The organism is Streptomyces sp. NPDC051020 (assembly GCF_040683105.1).
Taxonomy (GTDB): Bacteria; Actinomycetota; Actinomycetes; order Streptomycetales; family Streptomycetaceae; genus Streptomyces.
The window spans coordinates 1-7,935 of the sequence record NZ_JBFBCG010000158.1 but is presented as its reverse complement, the minus strand read 5'-3'; the positions used below and the strand labels follow the sequence as shown (position 1 = coordinate 7,935).

General features: G+C 69.9%; 8 protein-coding genes and 1 pseudogene. 7 read left to right on the top strand and 2 right to left on the bottom strand.

Annotation, left to right across the window (positions count from 1 at the left end; genetic code table 11):
* Positions 1–972: 972 nt before the first annotated feature.
* Together AB0N06_RS37415 and AB0N06_RS37410 are read right to left on the bottom strand one after the other, a co-directional pair.
* Positions 973–1,530, bottom strand: a complete 558-nt coding sequence (locus tag AB0N06_RS37415) for a GntR family transcriptional regulator (protein ID WP_366139136.1) — start codon at positions 1,528–1,530, stop codon at positions 973–975.
* Between the two features lie 140 nt (positions 1,531–1,670).
* Positions 1,671–1,835: pseudogene (locus AB0N06_RS37410) on the bottom strand (winged helix-turn-helix domain-containing protein); the annotation flags it as partial.
* Positions 1,836–1,990: 155 nt separating this feature from the next.
* Here AB0N06_RS37410 and AB0N06_RS37405 point away from each other — a divergent pair.
* From AB0N06_RS37405 to AB0N06_RS37375, 7 genes are all read left to right on the top strand, one after another.
* Complete coding sequence (locus tag AB0N06_RS37405) at positions 1,991–2,344, top strand: hypothetical protein (protein WP_366139135.1); 354 nt, start codon at positions 1,991–1,993, stop codon at positions 2,342–2,344.
* A complete protein-coding gene (locus AB0N06_RS37400) occupies positions 2,341–2,529 on the top strand; it encodes a hypothetical protein (protein ID WP_366139134.1) in 189 nt (62 codons plus the stop codon). Before AB0N06_RS37405 ends, AB0N06_RS37400 begins: the two co-directional genes overlap by 4 nt.
* Before the next feature lies 1 nt (position 2,530).
* The gene (locus AB0N06_RS37395; protein WP_366139133.1) at positions 2,531–3,928 is read left to right on the top strand and encodes a cell division protein FtsK; all 1,398 of its coding nucleotides are present in this window, start codon (positions 2,531–2,533) and stop codon (positions 3,926–3,928) included.
* 36 nt (positions 3,929–3,964) lie between these two features.
* A complete protein-coding gene (locus AB0N06_RS37390; RefSeq protein WP_366139132.1) occupies positions 3,965–4,714 on the top strand; it encodes a DUF2637 domain-containing protein in 750 nt (249 codons plus the stop codon).
* Positions 4,715–4,862: 148 nt separating this feature from the next.
* Positions 4,863–6,293 (top strand): replication initiator, encoded by a 1,431-nt coding sequence (locus AB0N06_RS37385; RefSeq protein WP_366139131.1) that lies wholly within the window; start codon positions 4,863–4,865, stop codon positions 6,291–6,293.
* The gene (locus AB0N06_RS37380; protein WP_366139129.1) at positions 6,293–6,517 is read left to right on the top strand and encodes a helix-turn-helix domain-containing protein; all 225 of its coding nucleotides are present in this window, start codon (positions 6,293–6,295) and stop codon (positions 6,515–6,517) included. Before AB0N06_RS37385 ends, AB0N06_RS37380 begins: the two co-directional genes overlap by 1 nt.
* The gene (locus AB0N06_RS37375; RefSeq protein ID WP_366139128.1) at positions 6,517–7,824 is read left to right on the top strand and encodes a tyrosine-type recombinase/integrase; all 1,308 of its coding nucleotides are present in this window, start codon (positions 6,517–6,519) and stop codon (positions 7,822–7,824) included. The genes AB0N06_RS37380 and AB0N06_RS37375 overlap by 1 nt, the downstream gene beginning before the upstream one ends.
* Positions 7,825–7,935: the final 111 nt, after the last annotated feature.

The window sequence follows — 7,935 nt, the reverse complement described above, 5'->3', positions numbered from 1 at the left end:
GTGCCGCCAATACCGCCTCAGTCCCCTCCGTCACACTCGGATCCTACGACCCCAACCACCCCAACAAATCAAGGAGTTATTAATCGACAGCTCCCTGGCCAGGGGGCAGGAAGCTTTGCTCCGTAATCAGGCCACGGCTGCCATAGATGCCCTGATATCGCGTGAGCAGGACGTCGGCGTACGCATGCTTGGCGGTACCGGATACTGCTCCGCTGCCACCAAGCCGAACCTGCGCGCGGGTGGCAATGGCTTCGATGAGATCAGGTGTCGACGGATTCGTTGATCCATTGCAGGAACAAGCAGCCCCGTTCGGAGCAGTTCCACCACTGCAATTGTGAACGAGTACGGGGGTGGCCCCCGTCAGCACATAGTACGTGTGCTGGCTGAGGCGCCGTCATCTGCGTTTTCGCAGGTCAGCGGAATTCGTCCAGTCCGTGGGTGTGCGTGGAAGTGCCTTGCTGTGCGCCCCTGTTGCCGTCGGCGTTGCCGTCAGACGGCAGCGCGCGTGAGGGCGGTGGAGTGGGCTTTGGCCGGTGTCCTGCCCGGGTTGGGGTCGGGCATGGTCAGGGGGCCGTACGCTGGCCCGGCAACTCGGGCAGGTCGTGATCCTGCCCGGAATTTGAACGAGTGGCGCCCTGGCCTTGCCCGACGCGGGCCCCGGCCCGGGGAGGTGGGTAAAGCCCACGGAACCGACCGGCCCCACCTGCCGGGCCGCCGTCCCGGCCAACTCCCCGCCGTCGCCTCATCGTCGGCCTGGTGTTCGCCGTGCTGGCGCGTCCGGCTTCCTTCGCGCTTCCAGTGGTCCGCTACGCGTTTCTGCGCGGCCTGGTCGCTGGCCGGCCTGCGGTGGCGGAGCCGAGAGCGGGCCGGGTGGGCGGCCGTGCCGCGCGCGACCCGCGTCAGCGGGTCGCCTTGATCAAGTAAAGAAACTCTGAACAGCTCCAACCACGGGCCGAGCTGTCAGCCTGTCCGTCAGGGGCCCTGCTGGCGGCGCTTCTTCGCGTCTGCGAGTCTGTCTTCGAGTTCCTTGCGGGCGGCTGCGGGATCGTCGTGGAGCGGTGGCGCGAGTTGGCCACGGCGGGCCAGTTCGCGGGTGATCTTCCGGCCCTTCTCGACCGCTGCTTGGTAGGCCGTGCGGGTCTGGTTGAGCTCGTCATGGATTTGGTCGGCAAGCGCTTTGAGCTCGGCGTCGGCGAGATGTGCGAATTCGCCGGCAGCCCTGAGGGCCTGCCGTTCGACCTCCTCTCGCTGGAGGTGCTGGACGACCTTGGAGCTGTAGTTCTTGCCGGGTGTCGGGGCGGTGCGGACGAAGACGCCGCGCCCCTTGACGGCGTAGATCAGCCCCTCGCTCTTGAGGAGGCGAAGGGCGTTCTGCGCGGTGGAGTTGGCGATGGTGAACCGCTCTTGCAGCTCACGTGCGGAGGGCAGCTTGCTACCCGGGGGGAAGAGTCCTTCCTTGATCTCTTCGCGCAGGGTGTCCGCGGTCCGGACGAAGGGGGGCGGTTGTCCTCTGCGCGGGCCGAACGCCACCCAGGAGGGAAGGGGCCGTCTCCTGCCGCGCCTTCGTCGCCGTCCTTTTCTCCGGTGTCCTGTTGGTCAAGGGGCAGGCTGACGTAGCTGCCCCGGCCGAGGACGGAGTAGACCAGCCCCTCCTGCCGCAGGACGCGCAGGGCGTTCTGGACCGTGGAGCTGGCGACGCCGAACCGCTCTTGCAGCTCACGCGCCGATGGCAGGCGCTCACCGGGCTGGAGTTCGCCGCTGAGGATGGCGGCCCGCAGCACTTCGGCGGCCTGGAGGTAGGGGGGCCGCGGGCCGTCGTCCAAGGGCAGGGTCATGGGCCAACCGTAGCGTCCGTAGCGCCTGCCGCACACGCCCGCACCACCGTCCTTATCGACCGTCCCACCTATGCGTGCGTTGCATCTGTATCGCCGTAGCGCTGTGGTCATCATCGAGTCGATCAAGCGACTCCATCGAACGAGGATGTGATGGCATGGCCATGACCCGTATCCGTGTTGCCTTGCTGCCGTCGGCGGTGTGTATCGCGGGCACCGATCCGGTGCTGAAGATCAAGGACCAGCAGACCGGGGAGGTCGCCACCGACCGGGAGACCGGTGCGTCGCTGTACACGGTGACCGTGATGCTCATGGAGGACGGCCGGGCCGAGGTCCTGAAGATCACCGTCCCGGAGACCGGCCTTGCGGCCGGGCTGAAGCCGGGGGCGATGGTGCGGCCGGTGGAGCTGTTCGCGACCCCGTGGGCGCGGATCTTCAACGGTCAGCTGTCCGACGGCGTCGCCTACCGGGCCGCCCGTCTGGAGCTGATCACCGTGGAGGCAACCCAGTGACCCGCTTCGAACGCCGCGTGCCGGAGCGGGAGTTGTCTCCGCTCCGGCCGCTGCCGGGGACTGAGGGCAAGGCCACGTTCGCTGTCTCGGCCGCCGTGCTCGATCTGCTCGGCCTGAGCCCGGAGCAGGCGGCCCGCCTCGACCTGGACCACGTGCTCCACCTGATACGGGAAGAGGGGGCCTGACATGGAAGCCATCACGGGATACGCGACGGTTGCGCTGCTGGTCTCAGTCGTGCTGGTCGGCGTGTGGTTGCTGGTGACGGTGGTGCGCTACGTGCGGGCCGACCGGGGCACGCGGGTCAGCATGCGGCAGGCCGTGCGGGTGCGCTGGGGCTGGGTACGCCTCGCGCGGATGGCCAAGCTGACGGTCACCGACAAGACGCCGAGCCTGCTGGCGCAGATCACCGCGCAGAAGGACGGTGCCGCTCCCGCGCCTCGGGTGCTGACTCCGAAGATCAAGGTCAAGCCCGATCAGTACGGGGTGATCGTGCGGGCCCGCACGCTGCCGCAGGTCGGTTTGGAGGAGTACCAGAAGTCGGCGCGGTTCCTGGCGGACGCCTGGCGGTGCACGCGGGTGTCCGTGCTGCCGGACGGCCCCGGCAAGGTGGTGATCCGGGGCGTGCGCTCCGACCCGCTGACCACGCCGACCGAACACCGCCCCACCGGCCACCCTCCCACGGACCTGACGCGCTGGGAGCTGGGCGTGGACGAGTACGCCGCCCGGGTGTCCGTGTCCCTGGCCAACGTTCCCGGGGTGACGGTGGCCGGCGTCCCGGGTGCGGGCAAGACCTCGGGGGTCAACAGGTTCGTCTGCGACTTCGCGCCGTCTCCGGCCGTGCAGATCGCGACTGCGGACGGAAAGGTGTCACGGGCCTCGGAGGGCGATTACGCCGACCTGGTCAAGCGGATGTTCGCGTTCTGCGGGGACGACCTGGATGAGGCGAACGCGCTGTTCAAGCGCCTGGTGGAGCTGCGCAAGCGGCGTTCGGCGACCATCCGGGACGTGCTGGGTGTGAAGAACATGTGGCACGTCGGCCCGTCACCGCAGTGGCCGCTCACGGTCCTGATCATCGATGAGGCGCACACGTTCTTCCGCGAGTACAAGGGCAGCGACGCCACCACCAAGCGCCTGGCCGCGTTGACGGCGGAGAATGCCCGGCTGGTGGAGGACCTGGTCAAGAAGGGCCGCAGTGTCGGCATCCTGGTGATCCTGATCAGCCAGAAGACCACCGGCGACGCCATCCCCACCTTCATCCGCGACGTGTGCCCCATCGGGCTGTCCTTCGCGCAGAAGACCGTGGAAGCCGCGGTGGCCGCGCTGGGTGAGGACATCCGCAACTGGCCCGACGCCAGTCCGGTCACCTTGCAGGACCCCGCCTACGTCGGCGTCGCGGTGATGGCGATGCAGGGCCGCCCCGGCTACACCCGTATCCGCACTCCCTACGTCTCCGACACCGACGCCGCCCGCGTCGCCGAGGAGACCTCGCACTTGACCGCCGACCCGGACCTCCTCCTGGACGCCCTCCTCCGTACGACCGGCCGGACGGCAACACTCCTGCCCTCGCCCTCGCTCACCAAGTGATCCCGAACAGCTCACGTCAGAAAGGGGGTTGAGATCATGGCGGAGGAACGATTCACCCGGCGCACCGTGACCGTGGTCATGGCGGTCATCGCGGCCCTGGCCTTCGTCTTCTCCTTCGGCAACGTCTGGGCACTCGCCCTGCGCCTCGGCGTCCCCCGCCCGATCGCACCGCTGATCGCACCCATGGTGGACCTGTCCGTTGTCGGGCTCCTGGTCGCCCTGCGGTTCCTGGCCCTGCGCGGCGTTTCCAACGTCGAGTTGCGGGCCGGTACCCGGCTGCTGCACCTGTGCGGGCTGCTCACCCTCGCCCTGAACACCGCCGAACCGCTGCTGGCCGGACACTACGGACGGGCCTGCCTGGACACCGTCGCCCCGCTCCTGCTCCTCGGCTGGGGCCACGTCGGCCCGGCCTTCCTCGCCCAGTTCCACACCCTCACCCACCCCACCCGGCACCTGGAGGACACTGCCGCTCCCATCTCCGAGCCAGTGCCTGACGAAGCACCCGCGCCCGAATCAGCATCCCTGACCCTCGTCCCGGACGTCGTTTCCGCCCCTGCCGAGGAACCGCAGCCCGCCCCGGCTCCGACCGCTGCTCTGCCCGCCACCGTCGCCAAGGCGGCCCGGTCAGTCTCCGGTCCGGCTCTGCCTCCCGCTCTGTTGGACGCGGCCCGGCGCATCGCGGACACCCACCGCGCCGAGCACGAAGCGCCGATCACAGCAGCCCAGTTGGGGACTCGCCTGGGCGTCGCCCTGCCGGTGGCCACCGCCGCACTCGCTCAGCTCTGAGCCCCGGCCCCCACCGGCCGCACCCCCCTCACTCAACCCCACGCCCGCCCAAGGGCCTGGTTCGTCATGCCCCGAGCACCAACACGCCTACACGCCTGGCTGGTTGCTGCTCGGGGCCGCTCACCCGAACAGAAGGGACACGCCCCGAATGGTCACCCTGGACCTGCGCCACGTGGCAAGCCCCGCCGTACGGGACCTGCTCCACCTCATCAACCACCCCGACTTCGACCGCGCACAGCAGCAGATCGAACACCTCGGCGGCTGCACCGAGCCCGTCCGCCTCACCGGCCACACCACCACCCTCGACACCACAACCGGTGAAGTCCTGCGCTCCTACACCACCTCCGACGAGCCCACGGGCAGCCTGCTCACCGCGTGCGGCAACCGCCGCTCCTCCCGCTGCCCGGCCTGCTCCCGCCTCTACGCCGCCGACACCTACCACCTCATCCGCGCCGGCCTCTCCGGCGGCAAAACCGTCCCCGACACCGTCCGCACCCACCCCCGCGTCTTCGCCACCCTCACCGCCCCATCCTTCGGCCCCGTCCACAACCGCCCCGACGCCCGGCCCTGCCGCTGCGGCACCCGGCATGAACCCACGGACACGCTGCTCGGTACGCCGCTCAATCCGGCGACGTACGACTACGTCGGCGCGGTCCTCTTCAACGCCCACGCCGGAGCCTTGTGGGCCCGCTTCGCGATCTACCTTCGGCGGGAGCTTGCCACCCGGCTCGGCATAACGCAGAAGGCCGCCCGCGCAGTGTTTCGGGTGTCCTTCGCCAAGGTCGCCGAGTACCAGAAGCGCGGCCTGGTCCACTTCCACACCGTGATCCGCCTCGACGGTCCCGACGGCAGCACCCAGCCCCCGCCCTCGTACGCCACGGTCGCCGTGCTCACCGACGCCATCCGCGCCGCCGCACCCCGCGCCCGCATCGCCATCACCTCGGACGCCATCGGGGAACGCGAACTCACCTGGGGCCAGCAGCTCGACGTACGCGAGATCACGGCCTTCGGCACCGACAGCGAACTCACCGATCAGGCCGTCGCCGCCTACATCGCCAAGTACGCCACCAAGTCAGCCGACGCCTCCGGCACCCTCGACCGCTCCCTGTTCTGCCGCCCCTGCCAGGGACGCGGCGCCACCCTCCTGCTCCGCGGCACCCCGCTCCCGTGCAGCGCGTGCGACGGCACCGGGCAGGCCCGGCCGCTGCCCCAGCTCGGCGTCGCCCAGCATGTGCGGCAGATGATCCGCACCTGCTGGGAGCTGGGCCGCCTGCCGGAGTTCGCCGAACTCAAGCTCTGGAAGTGGGCGCACATGCTCGGCTTCCGGGGCCACTTCTCCACCAAGTCCCGCTCCTACTCCGTCACGCTCGGCGCGCTGCGCGACGCCCGCCGCGCCTGGCGCACCGAACAAGCCCGCGCCCACGCCGGCCTGCCCGAACCCGACCCAACGACCACGCTCGTCGTCGGCCAGTGGGACTACCTCGGCTCGGGCTACAGCCCCGGCGCCGCACTCCTCGCCGCCGGCGTGTGGCACAGCAAGGAACTGGAACGGCAGTTCGTCGCCGAAGGGGGCTGTTGATGGCCTCGCCCCCGCTCGCCGTCCCCCAGGCGGAGGCGGGACCGGTGCTGGATCTGCTCACGGTGCCCCAGGTGATGGCCCGCCTCCAGCTTGGCCGCTCCGCCGTCTACGACCTGCTCCGCACCGGACAACTCGCCTCGATCACTCTCGGGCGCGCCCGCCGCATCCCCACCCACGCCCTCACCGACTTCATCCGCACCCGCCTCGAACAGGACGCCGCCTGATGACCACACCCCGCGACACCCCCGCCTCCCGCCGCCTCCGTGCCAACGGCGACGGAACCGTCTACCAGCGCAAGGACAGCCGCTGGGAAGCCGCCGGATACGTGCTGGCCCCCGGCAACACCCGCAAGCGCATCCGCGTCTACGGCACCACCAGGAAGGAGGCCCTGGCGAAGCTCACGGAGAAGATCGCCGCCAGCAACCGCGGCGTCCCCGTCCCGTCCGCGCAGGGCAGCCTGGCCGCGTACCTGACGTACTGGCTCGACGCTGTCGCGGTCCACCAACTCCGCGAGAACACCCACACCCGCTACACCGCCGTCACCCGGCTCTACCTCATCCCCGGCCTCGGACGGAAGAAGCTCGCCAAGCTCACCGCCAAGGACGTCCGCACCTGGCTCAACCAGCTCCGCACCACCTGCCAGTGCTGCACCCGCGGCCTCGACGCGGCCCGTGAACAACCCCTTTGCTGCGCCGCCGGGAAGTGCTGCTCCAAGCGGCTCTCGCCCCTGACCCTGGCCTACGTGCACTCCGTCCTCAAGTCCGCTCTGGAGCACGCCGTACGCGAGGAGGAGATCCCACGCAACGTCGCCCGGAACGTCCGCACCGGCACACCTCGCCCCCGCCGCTTCGAACCCCTCACCGCCGACGAAGCGCGCACGTTCCTGGCCGCGACGAGCGGTCACCGGTTGCAGCCGCTGTTCGAGCTCGCCCTGCACACCGGACTCCGCAAGGGTGAACTCCTCGGCCTGCGCTGGGAAGACCTCGACCTGGCCGGCGGAACCGCCAGCATCCGCCGGACCCTCCAGCGCACCAACTCCAGCGGCCTGACCGCCCTGCCGACCAAGACCCAGAGTTCCGAACGGCGGATCGCTCTGCCGACGCCGTGCCTGCGCTCCCTCGAACAGCACCGCAGCCGACAACTCCGGGAACGCGAAACGGCCGGCAAAAGCTGGCAGAACAGCGGGTACGTGTTCACCCGGCCCAACGGAGCGCCGATCGAAGGAGCCACCCTCACCCGCCACTTCAACACCCTGCTCCACCGGGCCGGCCTCCGCCGCATCCGGTTCCACGACCTCCGCCACTCGACGGCAACCCTCCTCCTGGAACAGGGCGTCGAACTCGTCGTGATCAAGGAGCTGTTGGGCCACGCCCACATCGGCGTCACGGCCACCGTCTACGCTCACGTCCGACTCCGCCTCCAACGCGACGCCATCGACCTCTTGGGCCACGCCCTCCGCAACCCCGCCGAGAGCACCAGCAAGCCCGACGACAGCGACGACCCACGCCTCGTCGGGGCGGCCGTCCGCTGACGTTGCCGTCAACTACTGCCGTCAGACGACCGATGGGCCCCGGCGCGCGCCGGGGTCGTGAACACTCGGTGCCGCGGCGTGCGCCGAGGTCGTGGATGCGCGGTACAGCGG

What these genes read in the sequence shown, in the direction of transcription:
- AB0N06_RS37375 (WP_366139128.1), top strand. Translation starts at nt 6,517, where the DNA reads ATGACCACACCCCGCGACACCCCCGCCTCCCGCCGCCTCCGTGCCAAC.
- AB0N06_RS37395 (WP_366139133.1), top strand. Translation starts at nt 2,531, where the DNA reads ATGGAAGCCATCACGGGATACGCGACGGTTGCGCTGCTGGTCTCAGTC.
- AB0N06_RS37405 (WP_366139135.1), top strand. Translation starts at nt 1,991, where the DNA reads ATGGCCATGACCCGTATCCGTGTTGCCTTGCTGCCGTCGGCGGTGTGT.
- AB0N06_RS37390 (WP_366139132.1), top strand. Translation starts at nt 3,965, where the DNA reads ATGGCGGAGGAACGATTCACCCGGCGCACCGTGACCGTGGTCATGGCG.
- AB0N06_RS37380 (WP_366139129.1), top strand. Translation starts at nt 6,293, where the DNA reads ATGGCCTCGCCCCCGCTCGCCGTCCCCCAGGCGGAGGCGGGACCGGTG.
- AB0N06_RS37385 (WP_366139131.1), top strand. Translation starts at nt 4,863, where the DNA reads ATGGTCACCCTGGACCTGCGCCACGTGGCAAGCCCCGCCGTACGGGAC.